This window comes from Streptomyces sp. H27-D2 (assembly GCF_035828615.1).
Classification (GTDB): Bacteria; Actinomycetota; Actinomycetes; order Streptomycetales; family Streptomycetaceae; genus Streptomyces.
In genome coordinates this window covers 102652-126946 of the sequence record NZ_JAYMZR010000005.1, presented here as the reverse complement: position 1 = coordinate 126946, position 24295 = coordinate 102652, and the positions used below count along the sequence as shown (strand labels likewise).

Below are 24295 nucleotides of genomic sequence, written 5' to 3'. Positions count from 1 at the left end.
GCTCAGGGGTGAACCCCTGGGTGACCAGGGCCCGCAGCCGGGTGTGGTCCGGCGGGTCGAGCGAGATGATCATTCCGGGCGGTGCCTGGAAGAGGCCGCTGAACCGGGGCGCGTCCGGTGCGTACATGGCGGCCCGGCTGAACCGGTTGTCCTCCAGCACCGCCTGGACATCGGCGTGCCGGGTCACCAGCCACGCGTGCCCGCCGCCCTCCATGGCCACCCGCACGACCGGCCGCCGTGCGCGCAGATCGGCGAACCGGGGCGCGGGGCCCCGGTAACTGGAGTGCGGGAAGGGGAAGACGAGGTCGAGGTCGTGCTCGGCCGTGGTCACCGGTTCCTCCAGGCGTCGACGCGCGGGACGCAACCAGCGGGGAAGACGGGGGCGCTGCGCGGGGCCGGGCAGGCGGTGGGTCCGGTGAGGGGGTCCGGTGCCATCGCGGCGCGGCTCATCGCGCACCAAGGCGTACGTGCCGTACTCATCCGTGGGTCCTCCCGGCTGCCGGAGCTGTGTGCGCCGCAAGGTACGCGGGGCCGCTCGGACCGGAGTCGACTCCTGCTCCGGCGGCCGTCGGGCAGCCGGAACCGGAGCCGGCGGGGGCAGGTTCGCGGACGATCCGCTCCGCTGCGGGGGACACGCCATTGGGCGGGCCTGACGGGTGACTCAGCGGCGAGCTTTCACGAGGTCTGGCCGAGCTGTCGGCCCAGCGCCGAACGCAGCGTCACGCCATGCCGGTTGCGCAGCCGCCGTACCTCCCACACCGACAGCGCGGACACCGACAGCGGGCCGCCGAGCGAGAAGGCGTAGATCACGGCTGGAGGGGCGGCCACATCCGCGCCGTCGAAGAGCTGAAGCCCGAAGAGCGACCAGACCAGCAGGGGTGAGAGCAGAGCCGGCAGCAGCTCATGAACGTCCCCGGCACGGAAGCAGGAATTCATTCCGGCGATCGCGGCCGCCAGGGTGAAGCACACCGCCACGACGAGAATGACGACGCAGGCGAGTGCGCCCACGATGAGCAGCAGAATGACCGCCAAACCACTGATCAGCTTGCCCATGGAGTCACCGAACAGCCCGAAGAGGAAGTCGTGCGAGCCCGGATTCGAGGGGGAGATGATGTCGCCCTTCAGGCCGGCCACCGCCAGCCAGGCCAGGCCCGCTCCGAGGGGCACCGCGGCCAGCGCGCACAGGGGGCCGGTGAGGCGGCCCGCGTACATCCGTCCCAGGGGCGGTCGGGCCGCGAAGATGAAGAAGCTGACGCCGATGATGCCGGCCACCATGATGATGCCGCAGCCGATCAGCAGCTCCTCCAGCTTGCCGAACACGAAATCCTCGCGCTCCTTGCGTACCGGGTAGGCCAGGAGCAGCCACGCCATGGCCACCAGCCCCAGTGCCGTGCGGACGCGCTGCACCCAGGAGATGAGCGGATCTTCGAGGCGGGTCCGGCGGGAGGGGTTGATCAGTGCCGAGGCCGCGGCTATGGGACTGGGCACGGCCCTGACCCGCGTGCTCAGGCGATTGCGGGTGGTCAACTGCGCTCCCCGGGAAGTGTTCACGTGTGCTGGGAGCCCAGCTCGGGCACCGGCGTCCGTCACCCTAACTGATCATGCTCGCGTCACCGGATACCGGATTCGATCACGCCGACGGCGATCAAGCGCGAGACGCGGGCCGGCCCCGGCCGGCAACCCGTCGCGCCATCACGTGTGCCCCCGCCGTGGCCACTGCGGTAAGCGCCAGCCCCGCACGGCATCGCGTGGTCGCGCGGGACGCAGCACCCCGGCCCGCCGCAGTCGGCCGCGGGCCCAGAGCGTGAAGGGGATGACCAGCGGTTCCGGCTGCCACGCGAACGATCACCCACCAACGGGCCGGAGCAAAAGGAGCACCGAGCCGACGGGCCGTCAGCGCAGGAGAAGCGCCGCCGCGCTGCGCCCGGGGGCATCCCGCCCGCGGGCGTCCGCGCCCACCCGACCCGCGCGCGAGTCAAACTCCACGCCGTGCCGTCATCCTGCGATTCGACTGTCCACGGCTGCGCAGCCGTACCCGGAACTTCCCGGCGTTGACCCCGCTGGTGCCCGGTCGTCAGAGAGGTGTGTCATGGCTATTTCGGCAGAGCAAACGCCATCGTCGGAGACGGAGGTGGCAGGGCAGGACACCGGGGCGGACACCTCGGACGGCACGGCGGCGCCCGACCCCAAGCGCTGGATGGCCCTGCTGGTGCTGCTCGTTGCCGCCTTCATGGACATGCTGGACGGCACCATCGCCAACGTCGCCGCACCGGCCATGCAGAAGGGGCTCGGCGCCGGCTACTCGATCATCCAGTGGGTTCTCGTCGGATATCAGCTGGCCTTCGCCCTGCTGCTGATCCTCGGCGGGCGACTCGGTGACATCTACGGCCGCAAGAAGATGTTCCTGGTCGGGGTGCTCGGCTTCACCCTGGCCTCGCTGGGCGCCGGACTCGCCACCGAGCCCTGGCACCTGGTGGCCTCCCGGATCCTGCAGGGCGCCTTCGCCGGCATCATGGTCCCGCAGATCCTCGCCCTCATCCACGTCACCTTCTCCGCCAAGGAGCGCGGCGCGGCCTTCGCCATGTACGGCGGCGTCGCCGGCGTCGCCGCGGCCGTCGGCATGTCCGCCGGCGGACCCCTGGTGGAGTGGGACCTGTTCGGCCTCGACTGGCGGCTGATCTTCCTGATCAACGTGCCGGTGGGCATCCTCGGCCTGATCTACGCACCCCGGGTGCTGCGCGAGTCCAAGGCCCCGCACGCGCTGAAACTCGACGCCATCGGCGGCGTCCTGGCCACCGTCGCCCTGGTGCTGCTGGTCTTCCCGCTGCTGCAAGGACGCGAACTGGGCTGGCCCGTATGGGGCTTTGTGGCCATGGTCGCCTCCGTCCCGGTGATGGCCTGCTTCATCCTCTGGCAGAAGCGCAAGATCCGCACGGACGGCTCGCCGCTGGTCGAGCTGCACCTCTTCCGCATCCGCAGCTTCTCCTCCGGCCTCGGCGTCAGCCTCGCCTTCTTCATCGGCATCGGCATGTTCAACATCGGCTGGACCATCTACATGCAGGTCGGCCAGGGCTGGTCCCCGATGCGAGCCGGCCTGACCAGCCTCTCCTTCGCCCTGGGCGCCTTCCTGACCTCGACCCTGTCCATGATCGCCTGGGTGCCCAAGTACGGCCGCAAGGTGCTGCAGGCCGGCGCGGGCGTCGTCTCGGTCGGCGCCGCCCTGTACATCTGGATCGCGGGTGAGTACGGCAGCGACGTCAGCTCCTGGCAGCTCGTCACGCCGCTGCTGCTGGTCGGCATGGGCTTCGGCATGATCGCGGCACCGCTGCCGCAGATCGTGATCTCCGAAGTGCCCTACAAGGACGCGGGATCCGCCTCCGGCGTCGTGCACACCAACACCCAGCTGGGCTTCGCCATCGGCGGCGCCCTGGTGAGCGTGGTCCTCTTCGCCGGTCTCGCGGGCAACACCGCCACCGCCATCGACGACCAGAGCCCCGCGCTGCGCAAGGAACTGGTCGCCACCGCCGCCCTCTCCCCGCAGCAGGCTGACACGGCCGTCACCGCCTACCGCACCTGCTCGGTCGACCGGTCGAAGGAGAAAGACCTGTCGGTGGCTCCGCGGAGCTGCACCTCCGAGCCGCTGCTGCGGGAGGACAAAGTCGCCGCGGTCCTGAGCGACTTCACCAAGGACGCACGGGGCGTCTCCTTCGCCAAGAGCCTCCAGACGCTGCTGATGGTCTTCATCGGTGTCATCGCGCTGGCGTTCCTGCTGATGTTCGTCCTTCCGCGCCGGCTGCGCGACAGCGCCCCGGATGCGGGAGAGCCAGAGTCGGCGGCCGAGGCCGCTCCCGCACCCTGACACGCACCATCCGCACACCCGCACCATCTGCGTGATGCGTGATGCGTGATGCGCGATGCGCGATACGACGATGCGGGGGCACCGGCAACTGCCGGTGCCCCCGCATCGTCGTATCCGCCGGCCATCGTGAGCCCGGTGCCCGCCACCCGGCTGCCGTATGGCCGCGAGCCGCAGGCGAACCGCCCGCCGTCGAAGCCACGGCAGCCGACGCTTTGGGCCGGCCGACGCCCTGGGCCGAGCGCCGCACCCTGCACCAGGCCTGTACGCCCGTACGCCGATGGATCCGCCGGCCTCGACTTGGCGTGCCGTCAGGCCAGCGCGCGGTGAAGTGACGCGTGGCCAGGCCGGGAGCGATCCGCCTGTACGGCGGCCGACTGCTCGCCGTCCGTAGCCGTATCCCGTAGCCGTAGCCGTACCCGTACTCCGCAGCCTCGCCGGGCCGCACCGTCGCCCCTCCGCCCGGCAGCGCGAAAAAGGCCCCCACGCCGCAGCGTGGGAGCCTTTCCGCACTTGTCCGCCTCACCGGCCCGGGAAGCGAGCGGACAACCGCCCGGCGACCGAGTGCCGGTCGTCTACTGGTGGGTGCCCGCAGCCAGAAACAGCGGTCCCTGGACGAAGAAGCGTCCGGTCCGCGAGCGCTCCTGCTGCTCCGCGAGCCACGTGTCGGCCTGCTCCTGGGTGACGGCCTTCGAGGCGACGCCGGCCCGGGTGATGCTCTCGACCACCGATGCCGCGTCCGCGTACTCGGTGTAGATGCACGGGGCCGCGTCCACCGTGACGTCGGTGAAGCCGTTGTCGAGAAGCAGGCCGCGCAGCTGCCGGCCGATCCACGGGTTCGCGATGGTGTCCGCGAACGCCCGCAGCAGGGCGCGGGTGATCTCCTTGTCGGCGGCGTCGATGATCCAGCCGTCGCCGTCGAGGTCGACGATCGCCAGCCGCGCGCCCGGCTTGAGCACCCGCTTGGCCTCGTCCAGCGCCTGCTGCGGGTCACTGAGGTGCTGGTAGACGCGCTCGGCGCGGTAGCCGTCCAGCGAGTTCGCGGCGAAGGGCAGCGACGCGGCGCCCGCCACCTGGTAGTCGAGGTCGGGGAAGCGCGACTTGGCCATGGCGACCATGTTCTCGCTCGGGTCCACACCGGTCACCTCGGCCCCGTGCGCGGCGAGTTCCGCCACGGCGACGCCCGCTCCGCACCCCACGTCGACCACGCGCCGGCCGGGGCGCACCTTGAGGTCCTGGTAGGAACGCTCGCGCAGCTCCGGGATCGGGTGCAACTGCTCAACGCGCTCCAGGAAGGCGACGAGCTCCGCCGCTTCGCCGCTCGCGTCCACATCGGAGAATCGGCCAAGTTCAGCGGTTTCCGCAGGCGTGGTGCTCACTGTTGGGCTCCTTCGGGTCTGGTCTGCCTGAACGAACGGGCCAAAGGATTGCCCGTGACGCGATGGTCGGGTCCGGCGCTCGGAGCAGGCTGGAGAGCCTCTCGACCAACTGCGGTAGCGGCGGATTCCTCGCTCCCCGTCTACCGGCTCGGCTGACGTTCCGGGTACCGCTGCCGCTCGGCCTCCGCTTCGGACCGCGTCCGGAATCGCTCCGGGCCGGGCGGCCGGCGGAGGACTGACCGGGCGCGCGGAGCGCGCGGGTCCCCACACGTTCCGGCCGCCCGGCCGCGCGTCCTACTCGGCCGGGTCGAGTGCGAACGAGCCGTACTGCGCGGGGCCGGTCGGCTGGAAGGTGTGGATGACCACGCCGGTACTGGTCGTGGAAGTCTCGGTCGGCCGGAACGCGGTCGGCGCACCGCCGTCCGGGAAGAAGCGGGCGCCCTGGCCGAGGTAGACCGGGAAGACCAGCAGGTGGTACGTGTCGATGAGGCCGTGGGCCATCAGCGAGCGGGCGAGCGCACCGCTGCCGTGGATCTGCAGTTCACGGCCGGGCCGCGCCTTGAGCCGGCGGACTTCCTCCACGACGTCGGAGGAGATGATGGTGGAGTTGTTCCACTCCGCCTTCTCCAGGGTCGTGGAGACCACGTACTTGGGCAGGCTGTTCAGCCGGCCCGCGACGGGGTCGTTCTCGTCGGTGACGCGCGGCCAGTGCGCGGCAAAGATCTCGTAGGTCCGGCGGCCGAGGAGAAAGGCGTCGACCCGCTCGAAGACGCGGTTGATGAAGTTGCCCATGTCCGCGTCGGCGAAGGGAACGAGCCAGCCGCCGCAGGAGAAGCCATTGCTGGGGTCCTCGTCGGGCCCGCCCGGGGCCTGCATGACCCCGTCGAGGGAGACGAAAGTGGTGACGGTCAGTTCAGTCATGATTCTGTCCCGTTTCGTGTGAGTTCCGCACGTTCTCCGTACTGTAGACCGCGGGACCGCACGGAACTCATCGCTGTGACCCGCCCGGATTTCCGACGCCCGTCCGCCGCGCCATCGGACACGCCGGGGTCTGCCGTCGGCGGGCGCGGCAGACTGGCTGAACCGACGGAAGGGGCGAGGCGATGGCGGCCGTGGGCAGGGTGCTGGGCGGACGCGATGACGGTCCCGGTCCGGGAACGGCCGGCCGATCGCGCCGCCGGCGACCCGGACCGCATGCGGCGGACCGCCCCGCCCACGGCCACTCGCCGGTGGCGGCGACCGCCCAGACCCCGCGGTGCGGAGCCGTAGGCCGGGGCGGTCACCGGTGACACCTCGTGCTTCGGCACAATTACGGAGGGCGACCAGCGTTTCAGCGGCGGCCGCGACCGGCCGCAGGGCGGAACCTGATCATGAAGGCGAGGGACACGGCTGATGTCGGAACACCAGGAGGACTCGGCGCGACGGCACTTCACCTTCTGGAGCGAGGTGCCGGCCGGCTACCTGACGAAGGCGCAGCTCCAGGACCTCGACCTGCCCCGCGAGCCGCGCGGGCCGGTCCGCGCCACGCTGGACGGCTGCGACGGCGCCGGGCGCCGCGCCGCCCGTGACCTCTACCTCGTCAGCGAATCCGTGCCCACCCGCTCCAGCGCCGCCCAGCTCGCCGCGGCCGCCGCCCGCCGCACGACGGGCGCCCGCCAGTGCGAGCAGTGCGGCGCCCGCCCCGAACTGCCCTGTGCCCGCGTGGACGGCTGGCTGCTGTGCGGTACGTGCGCCCACATCGAGAAGCTGCGCGCCCGGCAGAAGCAGGCCGCCGAGCAGCGTACGCACGCGGCCGAGCTGGCCGCCCGGCTGTTGGCCGACGAGCGCCTGGCCGTCGTCCACGTCGACTACACCGACCGCGGCGCCACCCCCGCCGGCGCCCGCCGACCCCCGTCGGCCGCGCACGTCACCGCCCTGGACGCCGACGGCCAGGTGCTGTGCGACATCTCGATGCGGCTGGTCTCCCCGCGTTCGCAGGGCATCCCCCAGGACGCCGTCGCCCCGGAGGAGGCCGCCGCGCACCTCCGGCGGACACTCGCGCGGCGCGTCATGCTGGTGTGGAACACCGACGGTCTGGTCGACCTCAGCACGGCCCTTCGCGGCCTTGATCTCGACTGGCCCTTCCCCTCCGGCTACGGCAACCGGCACCAGCTGTTCCAGCTGGCCCTTGACTGGCGCAGCGACCTCGACCCGGCATCCGGCCAGCCGCGCGACCTGGTCCCGCCCGGCCGCGCCGACCGGACGCTCTACCTGCTCCGGCAGATCGCGGCTCCCACCGAGCACTACCTCGGCCAGGCTCCGCGAGAACACCGGTAGCCCCACCGACACCGCACGACGGCCCGGAAACGACCGGAGCGACGCGGGACGGGCGACCGCCGGTCCGGCCGAGTCCGGCGCATTCGAAGCAGCGCGTCAGTGCGCGCCCGTTTCGACGCGCTCGCCCTTGAAGAGGAAGTTCGGGCCCTGGGCATAGGAGTCGACCAGCTCGTAGAAGCCCTTGATCGTCTCCTCCGCGCAGTGCGCCTCGAACGCCTCGCGGCTGGTGTAGACCTCGTCGAGGTAGAAGCGGTTCGCGTTGTCCTCGTCGCGGATGACCTCGAAGCGCAGGGTGCCCGGCTCGTTGGCGAGTGAGCCCTGCGCGTCGAAGAGACCAGCGGCGGCGAACTCTTCGCGCTTGGCCGGCGGGACGTCGAATTGCACGAGCACGTGGTAGGTCATGGGGAATTCCTCCGCAGGTGGTGTTCCGCTGTTCCGCCTCACGTCCTCGGCGGATGTCACCACCGTGCGGCAGCATTTCCCCGGTGCACAGGCCGGGTGTATACCAGGAACGCAATTCCTGGTAGCGCCACTACCACCTTCGATCCCGCTATGCCTCAGCGTTTCCGTCCGTATGTGGATCCGAGTGGCGGCGCAGCGCAGCCCAAGGACCCGCCCGCACGGTCGGCGCCCGCGCCCCCGCACCCGTGGTCGGCCCGGCGCCGGCCCGGGCGGGGCCCGGCGAAGTACGTGTGGCGCGCCCGCCGTTCCTCCGCGCAGGACCGTCGGCGGCAGCATGGGCGGAGCCCGGGCCGACAGCTACGGACGGGCCCGGGTGATGCGTTGGCGTTATCGGTAATTGACATCATCTGCCCAGGGCCGAACTCCCCGAGACTCTCCGGTATCGAACCCGCTCACCGGATGAGTAGGAGCCCCCACCATGAGACATCCCAAGACGGCGATTTCCGCGCTCTGCGGAATTGGCCTCGCCTTCGCGACCGCCTTCAGCGCCGCGCCCGCCGCAGCCGGAACCGGCAGCGCGGTCCCCACCGGCACCGGCACCGCCACTTCGTACGCAGCTTATGACGGTTCGAAGGCGGAGAGCGCCGGGAACAAGGCGTTCTTCAAAGCCGTCCTGAAGTCGGTCGCCGAGAAGCGCGCCGCGAACCCCGACGCGCTGGCCGTCACCGTCGTCTACAACGCCGCGAACGCGCCGCGCTTCGCCGGTCAGATAGCCAGCAGCGCGTCCATCTGGAACAGCGCGGTCTCCAATGTGAAGCTGCGCTCGGGCAGCAGCGCCGACTTCAACTACTACGAGGGCAATGACCCCCGCGGCTCGTACGCGAGCACCGACGGTCACGGCCGGGGCTACGTCTTCCTGGACTACCGGCAGAACCAGCAGTACAACTCGACCCGGGTCACCGCGCACGAGACCGGACACGTCCTCGGGCTCCCCGACCACTATTCCGGGCCGTGCAGTGAGCTGATGTCGGGCGGCGGCCCCGGTACCTCCTGCCAGAACGCACAGCCGAACGCGGCGGAGCGCGCCCGGGTCAACGCTCTGTGGGCGAACGGCCTCGCGGCGGCCCTGGCCAAGGTCTCCTGACCTCTCGCAACGTGAGCAGTTGCACCAAGCGGCTCGACGAGGGCGCTCCGAAGCCACATTGCGGGGCGCCCTTTGCCAAATGGGTTCCGGCGCGGCCGGTCAGCCCGCTCGGGCGCGGTAGAAGGCCATCCGGTCGAGCAGGCCCTGCGGCGCGTCGGGGCGGAAGCAGCGGGCGAGGTTGTCGGCGGGTTCGGCGGCGGATGCCTCGCTGCGCGGGAAAAGGGCTTGCTCGTAGCCGGCCAGCGCCTTCTCCGGGTCGCCGGGATGCGCCGCGATCGCGGCCGCCAGTTCGGCGCCGTCGAGCATGGCGAGGTTCGCCCCTCGCCGGCGAACGGGGACATCAGGTGGGCGGCGTCGCCGAGCAGGGTCACCCCGGGGACGCGGTCCCAGCGGTGTCCGACGGGCAGCGCGTGGATGGGCCGGGGGATGAACGGGCCGTCGGCGTCGGCGATGAGCGCGCGCAGCTGCTCGTGCCAACCGTCGAAGTACTCCAGCAGGCGTGCCGGGGTGGTGTGTCGGCATTGCGCTACTCCTCTTCAGGGTCGGGGCGCGTTCATGACTGGTGATCTTCAGGGGGCTCGGTGTCCGGCCGGGGCGCGGCCAGCACTCCGCTGATCAGGACGTTGAAGCCCCAGGCCACCCGCGCCCGGCCGGAGCCGGAGAGCAGTTCGCTGCCGAGGGCGGCGATGTGCGGGTGCCGGTCGCCGGAGGCGTTCAGCAGGGCCGCGGTGAGCGCGTCCCAGTCGCCCTGGGCATCGGCGGCCTGGTCCCGGGTGGCCTGCTCGGCCGCGGTCGCGGTCGCGAACTGCAGCAGCAGATCGATCGCCCACGCCGCCCGCCCCGCCGGTACGCGGCCCTCGTTCAGCAGCGCCAGCAGCGCCTCGACCAGGTCCAGGTAGTGCTCGCCTGACGGGCGGGCCGTCAGCGCGGACCGGGCGAGTCCGGGGTGCTCGAACAGCACGTCCAGATAGGACGTGAGGATGCGTACGAGTCCCGCGCGCCAGTCCCCGTCGGCCCCGGCAGGTCTCAAGTCGACCGCGCCGAGCAGTTCGTCCAGGACCGCCGCGTGCAGTTCGGCGGTGTTGCGGACGTAGACGTAGAGCGAGGCCGGACCGGTGTCGAGCTGCTGCGCCAGGCGGCGCATGGTGACCCGCTCCAGGCCCTCGGCCCGCATCAGCTCCACCGCGGTCGCGATGATGCCGTCCCGGGTCAGGGCCGGTTTCGCCGGCCGTTCTCGACGACTTCGCGGTGCTGGGGGGTTCGCTGCCATGCCCCCAGTTTAACGAACGTGTTCGTAACGTACGCGTTTCTGGCGAACATGTTTGTCAGAAACTGGTAGGAAAGTTTCCTAACAGTAGTTCGTCCGAACTTCTTGACGCGTACATGTTGCGTCGACAGGATTCCTCGCAACGGCCCCACGCCCCCCGAGGAGACCGATATGACACCCACTTCCCGCAGCAAGAAGTCCCGTGCCAAAACGTCTGGCACCGCGCCGTCGGGCGCGCGCAGGCCGCTCGTCAAGAACCCCCGCTTCGGGATACCGGTCGTCGCGGGCGCGGTCCTCGCGCTCGTCGGCGGCGTGCTGCTCTGGTCCCCGGCGGGCCGGGCGGATGCCACGCCCGAGCGTGCGTCCGGAGCCAAGGCCGCGGGGTTCACGGTCGTCGCCGCGGGCGACATCGCCGAGCAGTGCACCGCGAGCAGCAGCTGCGCCCACCCCAAGACCGCCGCCCTGGTGAAGAAGATCAACCCCGCCTTCGTCCTGACCATGGGCGACAACCAGTACGACGACGCCCGACTCACGGACTTCAAGAAGTACTACGACAAGACCTGGGGCGCCTTCAAGGCCAAGACCCACCCCAGCCCGGGCAACCACGAGACCTACGACCCGGACGGGTCGCTCGCGGGCTACAAGTCCTACTTCGGCTCCATCGCCTACCCCAAGGGCAAGAGCTACTACAGCTTCGACCAGGACAACTGGCACTTCATCGCACTGGACTCCAACAGCTTCGACCGGTCCGCCCAGATCGACTGGCTCAAGGCCGACCTCGCCGCCAACTCCAAGAAGTGCGTGGCCGCTTACTGGCACCACCCGCTCTACTCTTCCGGCGAACACGGCAACGACCCGGTCAGCAGGCCGGTCTGGAAGATCCTGACGGACGCCAAGGCCGAACTGGTCCTCAACGGCCACGACCACCACTACGAGCGCTTCGCCCCGCAGAATGAGGACGCCGAAGCCGACCCCAACGGCCTGGTCGAGCTGCTCGGCGGCATGGGCGGCGCCAACCCGTACGACATCGAGGAAGTCCAGCCGAACAGCGAGAAGCGGCTCACCAAGACCTTCGGCGTGGTCAAGCTGAACTTCACCGACGACGGCTTCTCCTGGGACCTGGTCGGAACGGACAACAGGACCAAGGACAGCAGCCCGTCCTACCAGTGCCACTGAGCGGCCCGGACGCACCCGATGTACCTCGCCACCACAGGCGCGACCGCGGCGGCACATGACGTGTCGCGTGGCCGCGTCGCCGGACCGGTCCTCGCCCTGGGCGCGGTCAGCCTCGTCACCGACATCTCCTCCGAGATGGTCACAGCGGTGCTGCCGCTGTACTTCGTCCTCCACCTCGGCCTCTCCCCGCTCCAGTTCGGCTTTCTCGACGGCCTCTACAACGGGGTCACCGCGCTCGTCCGCCTCGCCGGCGGGCACGCCGCCGACCGCGGCAACCGGCACAAGCTCGTCGCCGGATCCGGGTACGCGCTGTCCGCGCTGTCCCGGCTCGGCCTGCTACTGGCGGGCGGCGGCACCCTCGGGATCGGCGCGGCGCTCGCCGCCGACCGCCTCGGCAAGGGCGTACGGACCGCCCCGCGCGACGCGCTCATCTCGCTCAGCAGCCCGCCCGAGGCGCTGGGCCGGGCCTTCGGCGTGCACCGGGCGATGGACACCACCGGCGCCTTCCTCGGCCCGCTCGCCGCGTTCGCCCTGATGTGGGTCACCGCCGACGCGTACGACGCGGTCTTCGTCGTCAGCTTCTGCGTGGGCCTGCTGGGCGTGCTCATGTTCGTCGCCTTCGTACCGGGGCGCGACGCGCTGCCTTTGCCGACACTGACGCCGACGCCGATGTGGGCCCCGACACCGGCACCCGCCCCGAAGGCCGCCGGGGTTCCGGGACGCACACGCACCTCCGCAGCAGCAGCCGCCAAGTCCCCGGCGTCCTCCGGAACTCACGGAACTCACGGAACTCACGGAACATCCGGAACGCCCGGAACGTCCGGAACGCAGACCGGCCTCCGGCCCAGACTCCTCGACCCGTTCCGCGACCCTGCCTTCCGCCGCATCCTCGGCGCGGCATCAATGCTCGGTGCGTCCACCATCGGGGACGCGTTCATCTACCTGTTGCTCCAGCGGCAGTTGGACTTCGCGGTGCGCTGGTTCCCGCTGCTGCCCCTGGGGGCCGCGGCGGTCTATCTGCTGCTCGCGGTGCCCGCCGGGCGGCTCGGGGACCGCATCGGTCGCCGGGTGCCCTTCCTGTGCGGGCACGCGGCGCTGCTCGGCGCGTACCTCCTGCTGTTCACCACCCGGGACGGCCCCACGCTGCTCGTCGGGGTCCTGCTGCTGGTCGGCGTCTTCTACGCGGCGACCGACGGTGTGCTGATGGCGCTGGCCGGACCGGTCCTCCCGGCCGCCCGGCGCGCGAGCGGCATGGCCCTGCTGCAGATGGGCCAGGCGCTGTGCCGGCTGCTCGCCGCCGCCGGGTTCGGCGCGGCCTGGACGCTGTGGGGCGTGCGTCCCGCGCTGCTCACCGCCGTCCTGGCACTGGGGCTGGCCCTGGCCTGCTCGGCCGTCCTGCTCCGCCGCCTCGAAAGGGAGGCCTGACCGCCGTGCCCCGTACGACAGAGGAAACCGACGCGGAGGACACCGCGGAATACGCCGCGGAGGCAACGGACGAGGCGCGCGTCCTGCTCGGCCCGCCTCCGCCGGAGGGCACGGCCGCCGCCCCCCGCTCCCCGTTCGCGGCGCTGTCCCTGCGCGCCCGGGTGATCGCCATCGCGACGGCGACCGTCGTACTCGCCGGCGTCGCCGTCGTGTACACGGTCGGCGCCGTCCAGCGGGCCGAACCGGCCGACGCCGTCTCCGCGTTCGGCCTCGACAGCGGACGCCTGTACTTCCGCAGCACCGAGGCCGGGCACGGCCGCGTCGCGCGGCTGCCCGCCGCGCCGGCGACCGCGGGCGAGCGGCGCCGCACCACCGGCGGCCCGGTGTGCGAGCGCTTCCACGCGGCGGGCGGCACCGGCCTGTGCCTCCAGCGCCGCCCCGGCATCCCGCCGACCTCGTACGCCGTCGTCCTGGACCGGCGGCTGCGCGAGAAGCGCCGCATCCCGCTGACCGGCATCCCCAACCGGGCACGGGTCTCGGCGTCCGGCCGGATGCTGTCCTGGACGATGTTCGCGACCGGCGACTCCTACGCCACGTCGTCCTTCTCCACCCGCACCTCGATCCTCGACACCCGCACCGGCTACCTCATCAAGAACATGGAGGAGATCCAACTCACCATCGACGGCCGCCGCTCCCACTCCCCGGACGTCAACTACTGGGGCGTCACCTTCGCCCGCGACGACAACCGCTTCTACGCCACCGTCTCCACGAAGGGCAAGACCTATCTCGTCGAGGGCGACATGAAGAAGTGGACGGCCCGCGCGCTGCGCGAGAACGTCGAATGCCCCTCACTGTCGCCCGACGGCACCCGTCTGGCCTTCAAGAAGCGGGTACGGGACGGGGCACGCGACCCGTGGCGGCTGTACGTACTGGACCTGCGCACGATGCGCGAACGGCCGCTCGCCGAGCAGCACAGCGTCGACGACCAGGCCGCGTGGCTGGACGACAGCACACTCGGCTACGCCTTGCCGGGCCGCGACGGCCGCGCGAGCGACATCTGGACCGTACCGGCCGACGGCTCGGGGACCCCGGCGCTGCGCGTAGCGGGCGGATCGTCGCCCGCGCTGGTGCCCTGAGGCGGCGGCGGGGGAGGGGCGCTCATGCGCCGGATGTCGGGCCGGCCGGCCCGTCCGGTCGCTTGGCGCATGCGTAGAGCTCCTGGGTGGGGATGCGATGCAGCCGCACGCGTCGGGGCGCACCGAATCCTGCTCTCCTGAAGCCAGCCGGTGAGTTGTTCCGGGCTGTACACCGTGGTGCCCGATGAGAGGTGGAAGAACAGTCCGAGGCAGCAGGCCTCCGGGGTGGGACGACGCTTGGCGGGTGTGGCGAACAGGTCGAGAATGGCCAGCGTCCCGCCGGGGTTCAGGGCCGCGTGGATCTTTCGCAGGAGTGCTTTGATCTGGTGTTCGTCGAGGTGGTGGATGAGGTTGAAGCACAGTGCGGCGTCGAAGCCGGTGCCCAGATCCGTCTGGAGGGCGTCGCCGTCCCGGTGTTCGACGCGATGTTCCAGTCCGGCGCGTTGGATGATCTCGCGGCCGATCGCGGCCGATCGCGGCACTTCCCGGCAGATCCACGACAGTGGCCTGGAGCGATGGATGACGTCGGCACAACGCGGCCGCGTACCAGCCATGTCCGCCGCCGACGTCCAGGAGTGCGCGGGCGGTGCCGGGAAGACGGAGTCTGCGGGCGATCTCGGGGGCGCTGAGCCGGGCGAGTTCGAATTGGCCGGTGATGTAGTCGCGCCAGTAGGCATCGTCGGGGGCGGCGCTGTGATGGTCGCGGGGGGCCGCGCCCTGTGCTGCGGCGGGCAGGTCCGACCACCATTGCCAGTAGTCGTGGTGGCTGGCGATGAATCGGGTGAGGCTGTGTTCCGATGCCGGGTCGAGCCAGCGCTTGGCCTTGCGGCTGAGGGTGTAGGCCCCTCGGCGGTGGGTCGCGTAGCCGAGGGCGGTGAGGGAGTCCAGGAGCAGGACGGCGTAAGCGGGGGTGAGCGCCAGGTCTTCGGCGGCTTCCTGTGCGGTGGCCCGCCGCAGTTCGAGGTAGTCGGTGAGTCCGAGGCGGGTGCTGGCGATGAGGACACCGGACAGGGCCATGCCGGAGAAGGAGGCGAAGGCCGGTACCGGCACCAGGTTCAGCCGCAGCGCGGCGCGTTGGAGAAGGTCTCCGCCTCGGACCGTGAGTTGTATGTCAGGCTTCCTGGACCGGCGTTCAGTGGGCTGTTCAGTGAACCACTCTGCTCGGCTGGGGAGGCACTCCCACGCTCCTGCAGACCGCCGTGGGCGACGCGGAAGGCGACTCGGCGGACGCCGCGCAAACCCTGGTCGTCTTGTGGAACGCGGCGATGACCGGCGGGGGAGTAGCCGGTGACGCCACCCCGGCGTTCTACGGAGCCGTTCCAGCCGCCCCCGACACGAAGAGACGCCCCAGGTGCGCGTCGAGGAGCCGCTGCGCCTCCGCTGGGCCGTGGACGCCCAGCAGGGTGTAGGCCGTCAAGCCGTCGACCAGGCTGATCAGCAGCATCGCCTCGTCGTCGGGATCGCGCTCGGCCGGCACTTCGCCGCGTTCGACCGCCACACGCAGCTGGTCGGCCAAGAAGGCGCGTAGCTGGGGGATGCCCTCCTTGGCGTCGGTGCGCAGCCGTTCGTCGTGGATGGCGCGGGCGAAGTAGGCGGCGGCCACGAGGGTGCCGGTCCGGCTCTTCTCGTCCAGCGGCAGCATGCCGCTGAGGCATTCGCGCAGTACGACGCGGGGTGTGGGCTTGTCGGCCGCCGCCTCGATGCGCTGCCGGATACGCCGGTCGGCGAGCTGGTTGATGTACCGGAGGGCGAAGGTGATCATTTCGTCCTTGGTGCGGAAGTAGTGCTGCAGTCTGCCGAGCGAGATGCCGGCCTCGGCGGCTACCTCGCGCAGGCTCGCGCCGTCCAGGCCCCGGGTGCTCGCGATGCGCAACAACGCTTCGGCGATCTCCTGACGTCTGGTTTCGTGGTCCACCTTTTTCGGCAAGGTTTCCCGCCTCCTTTTACAAGTCGATCGTACCGTTATAACGTACCGCTATCCAATACGAGTGACTTGGAAAACGGTGACACCCATGCCCGCGCACCCCGCCCCGCTCCTGCGCCCTCCCCGGAACAGAGCCCATCCCCGGGCCCGCCGCTGGTGGACCGTCCAGGCGCTGCTGACCGTCAGCGGCCCGATGCTGTTCACCGCCCTGACCCTCGCCGTGCTCAGCCTGCTCTTCTTCCCGGGCGCGATGCCGTGGCTGGGGCCGCTGCTGCTCGCCGCCCTCGTGCTGCCGGCCTTGGCCTACCTCACCCTCATGCCGCGGCAGCGATACGCCGTGCACGCCTGGGAGCTGGGGAGCCTCGCCATGTACGGGGCGGACGGCTGGTTCTGGCAGAGGCGCCGGATCGCCCCACTGAGCCGAGTGCAGACCGTGGACACCCTGCGCGGCCCCATACAGCGGCGGTACGGGTTGGCGACGGTCACCGTCACCACCGCGTCGACCGCGGGCGACATCAAGATCGCCGGGCTGGCCGACGCGGACGCCGAAGAGCTGTCGCGGCGCATCGCGGAGGCCGCGCAGGCTGTGCGGGGCGATGCCGCGTGAACACCCCCGCCCCGGCCCAGTGGCGCAGCCTGGACGCCCGCACTCTCCTCGTGCACTGCGGCTGGATGGCCGCGCCGCTCGGCTCCCTCGCCCTGACCGCGCTCGCCACCGGCGGCCGGATCGAGACCGGCGCGTGGATCACCCTCGCCGCCATCGCGGTGTCCTTCGCCGTGGTGACCGGCGTAGGGCTGGCCCGCTGGGTCCGCACCGACTACCGGATCACCGACGACTCCTTCGACGTACGCAGCGGACTGTTCACCCGGCGGCTGCGCACGGTGCCGCTGCACCGCATCCGCACCGTCGACCTCACCGCCTCGCCGCTGCACCGGCTGCTGGGTGTGACGGTGCTGCGGGCCGGGACCGCCGGCTCCAGTGGGAGCCGCGGCGAGCTGGTCCTGGAGGCGCTGACCGTACCGGCGGCGCGACGGCTGCGCGCCGAGCTGCTGACCCGCACCGGCGCCGGCGCGGCGGCGCGCGACTCCGTCATCGCCCGCGCCGACTGGCGCCGGCTGCGCTACGCGCCCCTCACCTTCTGGGTCGTCGGCGGGGTGTTCGTCGCTGCCGGTTCCATCTACCGGGTGCTGGACGCCATCGGTATCGAGCCGTGGCAACTGCCCTTCATCCAGGACGCCTTCCACCAGTTCGGCCACAGCATGCTGTGGCTCACCGTTCCCGCGGCGCTGCTGGCCGTGCTCGCACTCGGCACGGCCGGAGCCCTGGCGCTCTCCGTGGAGAACTGGTGGAACCTCCGGCTCGAATGGACGGACGCGCACACGCTGCGGGTGCGCCGCGGCCTGTTCACCACGCGCTCGGTGGCCATCGAACGGGCCCGGCTGCGCGGCGTGCTGCTACGCGAGCCGCTGCTGCTCAGGGCCGGCGGTGGAGCAACGGTACGGGCCGTGGCCGGTGGCCTCGGCAACCGCGAGGAGAACCGCAAGCGCAGCTCTCTGCTGCCACCCGCTCCCCGCACGGAAGCGGTGCGGGTAGCCGAGGGAGTCCTGCAACATCCCTTCGCGAGCACGCAGTTGACGCGCCACCCGAAGGTGGCCCTGCGCCGACGCCGGATGCGCGGGCTGCTGTTCGCCGTTCTTCCGCCCACCGCGGTCCTCGTCGGTCTCGGTCTCGCCTTCACCCCGGTACTCCTGCACTGCGCCTGGCTCTTCGCCTCGCTGTCCACCCTCGCCGTCCTGTGGCTGGCCCGCGACGCGTACCGAAACTTGGGGCACGGTCTCCAGGGTCCGTTTCTACTCGTCCGCTCGGGCACCGTCAGCCGCGACACGCTCGCCCTCCAGCGCGAGGCCATCGTCGCCTGGACCCTCTCCAGCTCGCCGTTCGCCCGCCGCGCGGGCCTGGTCACCTTGACCGCGGCGGTGGCGGCGGGCGAGGACGGCTACCGCATCCCCGATCTCGACGCCCGCGAGGCCCCGGCGTTCGCCGCCGCTGCGGCTCCCGGGATTCTGGACGAGTTCCTGGCGGACACTGAGGCCAGGACATGCCCGCCATTCCTCCGGAGCGGTTCCCGGTAGTCCACGCCCCGCCACTCCCACCAGTCGGTGATCTGCGGATCCAGAGCACGGGGGGAGACCTGCGGCCGGGGGCCCAGGCTGGGGGCCAGAAGCCACTGTGCTCGACTTCAGGTTCCACGGCCTCGTGCGCACTGGCTCCTGCAGCGACGGCGGAACCCGCGCGTGCGGAACCACCGTTCACGTTGGAATGGCCCCACTTCGGCATTGCCAGGCCACGTCTGACGCAGCGCAACAGATCCGGCGGGAACAGTGCGCCATTGTTCGAGGAGCCGTCCGGCGAGGACGAGGAAGGCGGGCTGCATTGGAAGACCCGTGCGCTCCTCGACTGCGCCGCCGGACGCTCGTTCGCCTGGGTCGACGATGAGATCACCGACACAGATCTGGCCTGGGTAGCCGCACACCACCCAGGACGAGCCCTTCTCCATCGCGTAGACCCCCGCCAAGGCCTCACGGACACGGACTTCGCCGCTCTCGATCAGTGGCTGCGCGTGAGCTGGCTACGGTCCGGGACCGGTGCGCTCTGAAGCCCGGATTCGCGCATTCGGTGCGCACTGAGCGCCGTCAGTGCGCTCGACTCGCGGATCCTGGACTCGACGGTCGGGTAGCGGGGGCGCAGTAATGCGTCCCCAGCCCCGACCAACCCCGGTCACCCCGGTCAGCGATCCTGAGAAAGCGCGTGGAGTTCGCTGAACAGGCCGCCGGAATGGATCAGGTCCTCGTACCGGCCCTGTTCGACGATCCGGCCGTGTTCCATGACGACGATGCGGTCGGCCATCTTGGTGTTCTCGATCCGGTGTGTGACCACGATCGTGATCCGGGTGTGGGCGATCGCTTTGAGGGCGGCGAACATCGCGTGCTCGCCGCGGGCGTCCATCTCCGACGTCGGCTCGTCCAGGATCAGCACCGGCGGCTGACGGTAGAGCGCGCGTGAGCAGGCGAGGCGTTGCCACTGGCCGCCCGACAGTTCGCTGCCGCCCCACAGTTCGCGGGCCAGCAGCGTGTCCAGGCCGTACGGGAGTTGCTCGACCGCCCCGCGCATGCCGACGGCGTCGACGGCGTCCCACACCGGGCCGTCATGGTGGGTGCGGGGCTGGCCGAGGGTGACGTTCTCCCGTGCGGCCAGGGGCCACTGGCCGAAGAACTGCGGGACGAGCCCGGTCCGTGCCCACACCGCGTAGGGGTCGGCGGCCGCCAGGTCGACGCCGTCCCACGTCACCCGGCCCTTGTCGGTGAGATACAAGCCGGTGATGAGGCGGGTGAGGGTGGACTTGCCCGAGCCGTTCTCCCCGACGATCGCGACGACTTCGCCGCGGCGCAGGGTGAGGGAGACCCTGTCGACGGCAGGGGTCTCCTTGTTCGGGTACTGGTAGACGGCCTCGTCCAGCCGGATCTCCTGCGGCTGCGCGGATACGGTCGACTCGCCGCGCCGGGGGGCGCGTTCCGTGGCGAAGTCCAGGAAGCCGCGCATGTCGGCCAGGTAGAGGCTGGTGTGGAACATCGCAGCCCCGTTGGCGACCACCTGCGACAGGGCTGCCAGCGAGGTCTGGACGGCGACGACGGCGGTCGCCGCGACGGCGAGATTGACGCGTCCGGTCACGGCCAGCCAGGCCAGCGTGGCCCAGGTGCCGATCAGGAAGATCCCGCCGAGCGTCGACGTGGCCAGCGTGATCCGGAGCATCCGCGGCGCCATCGTCAGGGTGCGCCGGTCGATGCGCTCGGACAGTGAGCGGTACCAGAACAGCAGATAGCCGGTCATGCCGTTCGCGCGCACCTCGTCCGCCAGCTTCGGCGTGGTGGTCCACCAGCGCATCATGCCGCGCACGTTGCGGTCGCCGACGTTGGCGTAGTGCGTCTCGTAGTCGACCCGCGCCGACATCACCGCGCCCGCCCCGGCCGGGAGCACGGCGAGCGCCAGGAGCGGCACCAGCAGGGGGTGGAGCACGCTGAGGATGCCGGCCGCGGCGACCATGCGGATCACGGCTGCCATGAACCGCTGGGCGTCATCCACCATCTTGGTGGTGCGGAGCACGCCCAGCTCCGCGGCTTCCTGCCGGTCGGCGAACCCTTCCTCGCCGTACGCCGCGGCCTCCACCCGGCACACCGCTTCGACCATGGCCGTGTCGGCGGCCGTCGTCAGCAGCGGTGTGATCCGCCCGTCCGCGTACGAGGCGAGGGCGGCCGTGACGCGCCCGACGCCGGCAGCGGCGGCGATGACCAGGAGGGCGGGGAGCGCCGCGTCGAGCCGGTCGGACGCCGGACCGTCACCCAGGATCGGCCCCATCGCACGCGAGGTCGCGGCCAGCACGACGGCCGCGGCGAGCCCGGCGAGCAGTTGACAGGCCACCAGCAGTACGACGGCCGGCCGGTCGATCTGCCACGCCATCCGTCCGGTCTGCCGCAGTACCGCGGGCAGCCGGGAGCACATGTGCTTGAAGGATGCCTCACCCAGCGGGTTCTTCCCGTACTGCCCCTCGAACTTGATCTCCGCCGGTGGCGGCGGCGGGGGAGTCTTTGCGCTCTCCTCCGGAATGCTGGCGGTCGTCACCTGCGCACCTCCTTGTCGTCAGCGGCAGCCGAGCGCGGGCCGCTGGGTCTCTTCGGGCTGCTCCGACGCGACGCGACGCGACGCGACGCGACGTGACGGTGATGTGACATGACCGCCGGCTGATGCCCGGACGGCGCCGCTCAGTGGCCGCCCGTTCGTCCTGTCCGTGCCGGCCACCGGTGTCGGCGGGGAGAGGAGCCATCGCCCCATCCTGGTGCGGTGCCCGTACCTCCGCCGTGGACCCGGCGGAATTCGTCCGAACGTGGCCGCACCGTCTACCGCACCGTCTACCGCACGGGCGTCACAGCCACGTCGGTGACCAGCTCGTACGGAGCGTCAGCTGATCGACCGGCTTGGCGGTACCGGTAGATTCCGTTCCGCGGGCTCGATAGTCAGGGGTCGCGTTTCCCGAGGGAAAGCCCATCAGCTGAATAGCGGAGCTCTCTGTGTCCAACCCCTTCAAATCCCGCCGTACCGCCTTGCGCTCCTTCGCCGGCATCGGCGGCGTACTCGCCCTCGGAGCCGCAGCCTGTGCTCCGGGCGACCCGGCCGAGCCTGGCAGCTCCCCTGCCGCCGCCTCGGGAGAGGAATCGAGCGCGGGACGCCGGTTCGGCGCCGAATGGGAGAGCCACACCCGGACGTTCATGTGCTGGCCGGCACTGGAGCGGGTCTGGGGCGAGGACCTGCCGGTGGTGCGGGACGACATCGCACGCGTGGCGCGCGCGGTCGCCGAGTACGAACCCGTGGTGATGCTCGCCAAGCCTGCCCAGCAGGCCGCGGCCCAGCGGGCCTGCGGCTCCCAGGTCGAGGTGATCCCTATTGCGGTGGACGACCTGTGGGCGCGTGACACCGTGCCGGTGTTCGTGGAGGAGTCCGGCGAACTCCTGGGCGTCGACCTCAACTTCAGCGGCTGGGGCGACAAGCAGGAGCACCGCGACGACGCCCGGATCGGCCGCGCCGTGCTGTCGAAGTACGGTATCGCCCGCACGCAGGCTCCGCTGGTCGCCGAAGGCGGCTCCTTCGAGACCGACGGCGCGGGAACTCTGCTGGTCACCGAGAGTTCCGTGGTCAACAAGAACCGCAATCCAGGCAAGAGCCGCGACCGGATCGAAGCCGAGCTCAAGAGCGGCCTCGGCGTCAAGAAGGTGATCTGGCTCGCCGGAGTGCGCGGGCAGGACATCACGGACGCACATGTCGACAGCCTTGTCCGGTTCACCGCTCCGGGCGTCGTGCTGCTGGACCAGGCGCTGCCCGGCACCCCTGTGGACGTGTGGTCCCGCGCGGCCGACCAGGCAAGGTCGGTGTTCAAGGATGCGACGGACGCTCGCGGCAAGCGTCTGGAGGTCATCGATCTGCCCCAGCCCGACTTCGACGAGATCACCGGCCGTGGCGACGATTTCGTGGCGACGTATGCGAACTTCTACGTCGCCAACGGCGCCGTGTTCATGCCCCGCTTCGGTGACACCCGGGCGGACGACCGCGCGAAGGGGATCCTGCGGGAGCACTTCCCCGAGCGCGAGATCGTACCCGTGAAGATCGACACCATCGCCTCCGGCGGCGGCGGCATCCACTGCTCGACCCACGACCAGCCCGGCAAGCCCGCAGCCGAGTAGCCGCAGCAGCCATCCCCGGAGCGCATGGTGCCCGGGGCGCCGTTCCCGGCCGCGTTCGTGGTCCCCGGCGCCAGAGCCGGGCGACACCTTGTCCCGGTACTGTGCGCCGATGTCCACATCTGACGCTGCTGCGGAGCGGCGCGCGGACTGCCGTTCAAGGAGTGTGAGGGATGACCGCATCGCAGGCCCCCGCGGGCGGCCCCGGGTTGAAGCGGCGGTTGGGCGTCTTCGACGCCGTGGCGATCGGCCTCGGTGCGATGGTCGGGGCGGGGATCTTCGCTGCCCTGGCGCCCGCGGCCCGGGCAGCCGGGTGCGAGTGCGTACGGCGTGCGCAAAGTCGTCAGTTCCCGAGCGCGCGACTCCTGAGCACGCGAGCACGCGGCTCTTGAGTACGCGTCGCGCTGCCCACAGCCGAAGACGGCGGGGCCGTTGACGCGCTTCCGCGCCGACTCGTAGACCCGGCACCGCGTGATCAGGCGTCCGCAGCGGCGAGCTGATCGAGCTGCGGACAGCGGTCAGCAGCCGCCGGCGAAGGCGGGCGCACCGATCCGTACGGTGGCCGGGGTGGCGCAGCAGCCGCCCCCGTCGCTGTCGGCCTTGGCGGCGTCGGGCTCGTCGAAGAGGCCGGCGCCGCCGCACACTCCGGTCTCCGGGAGGGTCAGCTCCACGCGCTCGGCGGCTTCCCGGTCTCCGGCGAGTGCGGCGGCGATGGAGCGGACCTGCTCGTAGCCGGTCATGGCGAGGAAGGTCGGGGCGCGGCCGTAGCTCTTCATGCCGACGAGGTAGAGGTCCTGCTCCGGGTGCGCGAGCTCCGTCACCCCGTGCGGGTGGACCGTGCCGCAGGAGTGCACGTTCGGGTCGATCAGCGGGGCCAGTTCCACCGGGGCCTGGAGCCGCTCATCGAGACCGAGGCGGAGTTCGGACAGGAAGGACAGGTCGGGGCGGAAGCCGGTCAGGACGATGACGTGGTCGACGGCGTCGAGGCGGCGGCCGTCCTCGGCGACGAGAACCAGCCGGTCGGCCGCCTTTTCGACGGTGGCGGTGCGGAAACCGGTGACGGCGTCGGCGTATCCCTCGTCGACGGCGGCTCTGGCCCGCAGGCCCAGTGCTCCTCGGGCGGGCAGCTGGTCGGCCGCGCCGCCGCCGAAGGTGCTGCCGCCGATGCCGCGCCGCAGGATCCATACGGCGTGCGTGCCGGGGGTCTCCTGGGCGAGGTCGGCCAGGTGGGCGAGGGCGGTGAAGGCGGACGCGCCGGAGCCGACCACGGCGGTGCGCTTGCCAGCGTAACGGGCGCGTACGGCAGGGTCCTTGAGGTCGGGGACGCGGTAGGAGACGCGGTCGGCGGCGGCGCGCGCGCCGAGGGCCGGCAGACCGTCGCCGCCGAGCGGGCCGGGGGTGGTCCAGGTGCCGGAGGCGTCGATGACGGCGCGGGCGGTGATGCGCGCTTCGGTTCCGTCGGCGTATCGAAGGTGGACGGTGAAGGGCTGCTGTTCGCGGTCCGCGTCCACGACGCGGTCGCGTCCGAGGCGGGAGACGGCGGTCACCGTCGCGCCGAAGCGGACCCTGTCGCCGAGAACGTCGGCGAGCGGCTGGAGGTATCGCGTGGCCCAGTCGCCGCCGGACGGATAGGCGGAGTCGTCGGGCGCGGTCCAGCCGGTGGGGGCGAGCAGCTTCTCGGCGGCCGGGTCGACGACCTCGGCCCAGGTGGAGAACAGCCGCACATGGCTCCACTCGCGCACGGCGCTGCCCGCGGACTCTCCCTGTTCCAGGACCAGGGGCTCGATACCGCGCTCGACGAGGTGGGCGGCGGCGGCCAGACCGATCGGGCCGGCTCCGATGACCACGGTGGGCAGGGCGGCGGCGGGCACCTCGTCGAGCGGCGCAGTCATGATGGCTCCTGCTTGTTTCGATATTTGTCGATGTCCTGTCGCGGCCAGCATCGCATCTGATTCGATAAGCGTCAACATAGACATGTGTCG

The 24295-nt window shown here is 71.2% G+C and carries 18 protein-coding genes and 6 pseudogenes; 12 read left to right on the top strand and 12 right to left on the bottom strand.

Annotated elements, in window-relative coordinates:
• The 3 genes and pseudogenes from QMK28_RS03875 to QMK28_RS03865 all read right to left on the bottom strand — a co-directional run.
• A pseudogene (locus tag QMK28_RS03875) lies at positions 1 to 331 on the bottom strand (cytochrome P450); the annotation flags it as partial.
• A 344-nt stretch (positions 332 to 675) separates the two neighbouring features.
• Entirely contained in the window at positions 676 to 1488 is an 813-nt protein-coding gene (locus tag QMK28_RS03870) for a hypothetical protein (RefSeq protein WP_326435532.1), read from the bottom strand.
• A 157-nt stretch (positions 1489 to 1645) separates the two neighbouring features.
• Positions 1646 to 1821: pseudogene (locus QMK28_RS03865) on the bottom strand (HXXEE domain-containing protein); the annotation flags it as partial.
• 310 nt (positions 1822 to 2131) lie between these two features.
• Between QMK28_RS03865 and QMK28_RS03860 the strand changes: the two are divergent.
• On the top strand, positions 2132 to 3859 hold the full coding sequence (locus QMK28_RS03860; RefSeq protein ID WP_326435531.1) for an MFS transporter: 1728 nt from the start codon (positions 2132 to 2134) through the stop codon (positions 3857 to 3859).
• 572 nt (positions 3860 to 4431) lie between these two features.
• On the opposite strand, the gene QMK28_RS03855 is transcribed toward QMK28_RS03860, so the two are convergent.
• A complete protein-coding gene (locus tag QMK28_RS03855) occupies positions 4432 to 5235 on the bottom strand; it encodes a methyltransferase domain-containing protein (protein WP_326435530.1) in 804 nt (267 codons plus the stop codon).
• Between the two features lie 294 nt (positions 5236 to 5529).
• Entirely contained in the window at positions 5530 to 6156 is a 627-nt protein-coding gene (locus QMK28_RS03850) for a dihydrofolate reductase family protein (protein WP_326435529.1), read from the bottom strand.
• A 471-nt stretch (positions 6157 to 6627) separates the two neighbouring features.
• On the opposite strand from QMK28_RS03850, the gene QMK28_RS03845 reads away from it, so the two are divergent.
• Positions 6628 to 7551 (top strand): hypothetical protein, encoded by a 924-nt coding sequence (locus tag QMK28_RS03845; RefSeq protein WP_326435528.1) that lies wholly within the window; start codon positions 6628 to 6630, stop codon positions 7549 to 7551.
• A gap of 96 nt (positions 7552 to 7647) precedes the next feature.
• Here the strand turns inward: QMK28_RS03845 and QMK28_RS03840 are convergent, their stop codons facing one another.
• Complete coding sequence (locus QMK28_RS03840; RefSeq protein ID WP_326435527.1) at positions 7648 to 7953, bottom strand: putative quinol monooxygenase; 306 nt, start codon at positions 7951 to 7953, stop codon at positions 7648 to 7650.
• Between the two features lie 478 nt (positions 7954 to 8431).
• Between QMK28_RS03840 and snpA the strand changes: the two genes are divergently transcribed.
• Entirely contained in the window at positions 8432 to 9097 is a 666-nt protein-coding gene (gene snpA, locus QMK28_RS03835; RefSeq protein ID WP_326435526.1) for a snapalysin, read from the top strand.
• 99 nt (positions 9098 to 9196) lie between these two features.
• Here snpA and QMK28_RS03830 read toward each other — a convergent pair.
• Both QMK28_RS03830 and QMK28_RS03825 read right to left on the bottom strand, forming a co-directional pair.
• Positions 9197 to 9600: pseudogene (locus tag QMK28_RS03830) on the bottom strand (FAD-dependent oxidoreductase); the annotation flags it as partial.
• Between the two features lie 50 nt (positions 9601 to 9650).
• Complete coding sequence (locus QMK28_RS03825) at positions 9651 to 10367, bottom strand: TetR/AcrR family transcriptional regulator (RefSeq protein ID WP_326435525.1); 717 nt, start codon at positions 10365 to 10367, stop codon at positions 9651 to 9653.
• A 168-nt stretch (positions 10368 to 10535) separates the two neighbouring features.
• Here QMK28_RS03825 and QMK28_RS03820 point away from each other — a divergent pair, with 168 nt between their 5' ends.
• From QMK28_RS03820 to QMK28_RS03810, 3 genes are all read left to right on the top strand, one after another.
• Entirely contained in the window at positions 10536 to 11540 is a 1005-nt protein-coding gene (locus tag QMK28_RS03820) for a metallophosphoesterase family protein (protein ID WP_326435524.1), read from the top strand.
• Between the two features lie 18 nt (positions 11541 to 11558).
• Positions 11559 to 12965 (top strand): MFS transporter, encoded by a 1407-nt coding sequence (locus tag QMK28_RS03815; RefSeq protein ID WP_326435523.1) that lies wholly within the window; start codon positions 11559 to 11561, stop codon positions 12963 to 12965.
• A gap of 143 nt (positions 12966 to 13108) precedes the next feature.
• Positions 13109 to 14101: a TolB family protein gene (locus QMK28_RS03810; RefSeq protein WP_326435551.1), complete on the top strand. Its 993-nt coding sequence runs from the start codon at positions 13109 to 13111 to the stop codon at positions 14099 to 14101.
• Here the strand turns inward: QMK28_RS03810 and QMK28_RS03805 are convergent.
• Positions 13984 to 14655, bottom strand: a complete 672-nt coding sequence (locus QMK28_RS03805) for an SAM-dependent methyltransferase (protein ID WP_326435522.1) — start codon at positions 14653 to 14655, stop codon at positions 13984 to 13986. The genes QMK28_RS03810 and QMK28_RS03805 overlap by 118 nt on opposite strands.
• A gap of 606 nt (positions 14656 to 15261) precedes the next feature.
• Here QMK28_RS03805 and QMK28_RS03800 point away from each other — a divergent pair.
• Positions 15262 to 15390: pseudogene (locus QMK28_RS03800) on the top strand (MFS transporter); the annotation flags it as partial.
• 17 nt (positions 15391 to 15407) lie between these two features.
• On the opposite strand, the gene QMK28_RS03795 reads toward QMK28_RS03800, so the two are convergent.
• A complete protein-coding gene (locus QMK28_RS03795; protein WP_326435521.1) occupies positions 15408 to 16028 on the bottom strand; it encodes a TetR/AcrR family transcriptional regulator in 621 nt (206 codons plus the stop codon).
• An 85-nt stretch (positions 16029 to 16113) separates the two neighbouring features.
• Here QMK28_RS03795 and QMK28_RS03790 point away from each other — a divergent pair, with 85 nt between their 5' ends.
• The 3 genes and pseudogenes from QMK28_RS03790 to QMK28_RS03780 all read left to right on the top strand — a co-directional run.
• Entirely contained in the window at positions 16114 to 16632 is a 519-nt protein-coding gene (locus QMK28_RS03790) for a PH domain-containing protein (RefSeq protein WP_326435520.1), read from the top strand.
• Positions 16629 to 18158 (top strand): PH domain-containing protein, encoded by a 1530-nt coding sequence (locus QMK28_RS03785; protein ID WP_326435519.1) that lies wholly within the window; start codon positions 16629 to 16631, stop codon positions 18156 to 18158. The genes QMK28_RS03790 and QMK28_RS03785 overlap by 4 nt, the downstream gene beginning before the upstream one ends.
• Positions 18159 to 18424: 266 nt before the next feature.
• Positions 18425 to 18682, top strand: a pseudogene (locus tag QMK28_RS03780) (hypothetical protein); the annotation flags it as partial.
• 131 nt (positions 18683 to 18813) lie between these two features.
• On the opposite strand, the gene QMK28_RS03775 reads toward QMK28_RS03780, so the two are convergent.
• Positions 18814 to 20703, bottom strand: coding sequence for an ABC transporter ATP-binding protein (locus QMK28_RS03775; RefSeq protein ID WP_326435518.1), 1890 nt, complete (start codon positions 20701 to 20703; stop codon positions 18814 to 18816).
• A gap of 446 nt (positions 20704 to 21149) precedes the next feature.
• Here QMK28_RS03775 and QMK28_RS03770 point away from each other — a divergent pair, with 446 nt between their 5' ends.
• On the top strand, positions 21150 to 22316 hold the full coding sequence (locus QMK28_RS03770) for an agmatine deiminase family protein (RefSeq protein ID WP_326435517.1): 1167 nt from the start codon (positions 21150 to 21152) through the stop codon (positions 22314 to 22316).
• A gap of 170 nt (positions 22317 to 22486) precedes the next feature.
• Positions 22487 to 22627, top strand: a pseudogene (locus QMK28_RS03765) (amino acid permease); the annotation flags it as partial.
• Between the two features lie 204 nt (positions 22628 to 22831).
• On the opposite strand, the gene QMK28_RS03760 reads toward QMK28_RS03765, so the two are convergent.
• Positions 22832 to 24205 (bottom strand): NAD(P)-binding domain-containing protein, encoded by a 1374-nt coding sequence (locus tag QMK28_RS03760; RefSeq protein ID WP_326435516.1) that lies wholly within the window; start codon positions 24203 to 24205, stop codon positions 22832 to 22834.
• Positions 24206 to 24295 lie beyond the last annotated feature (90 nt).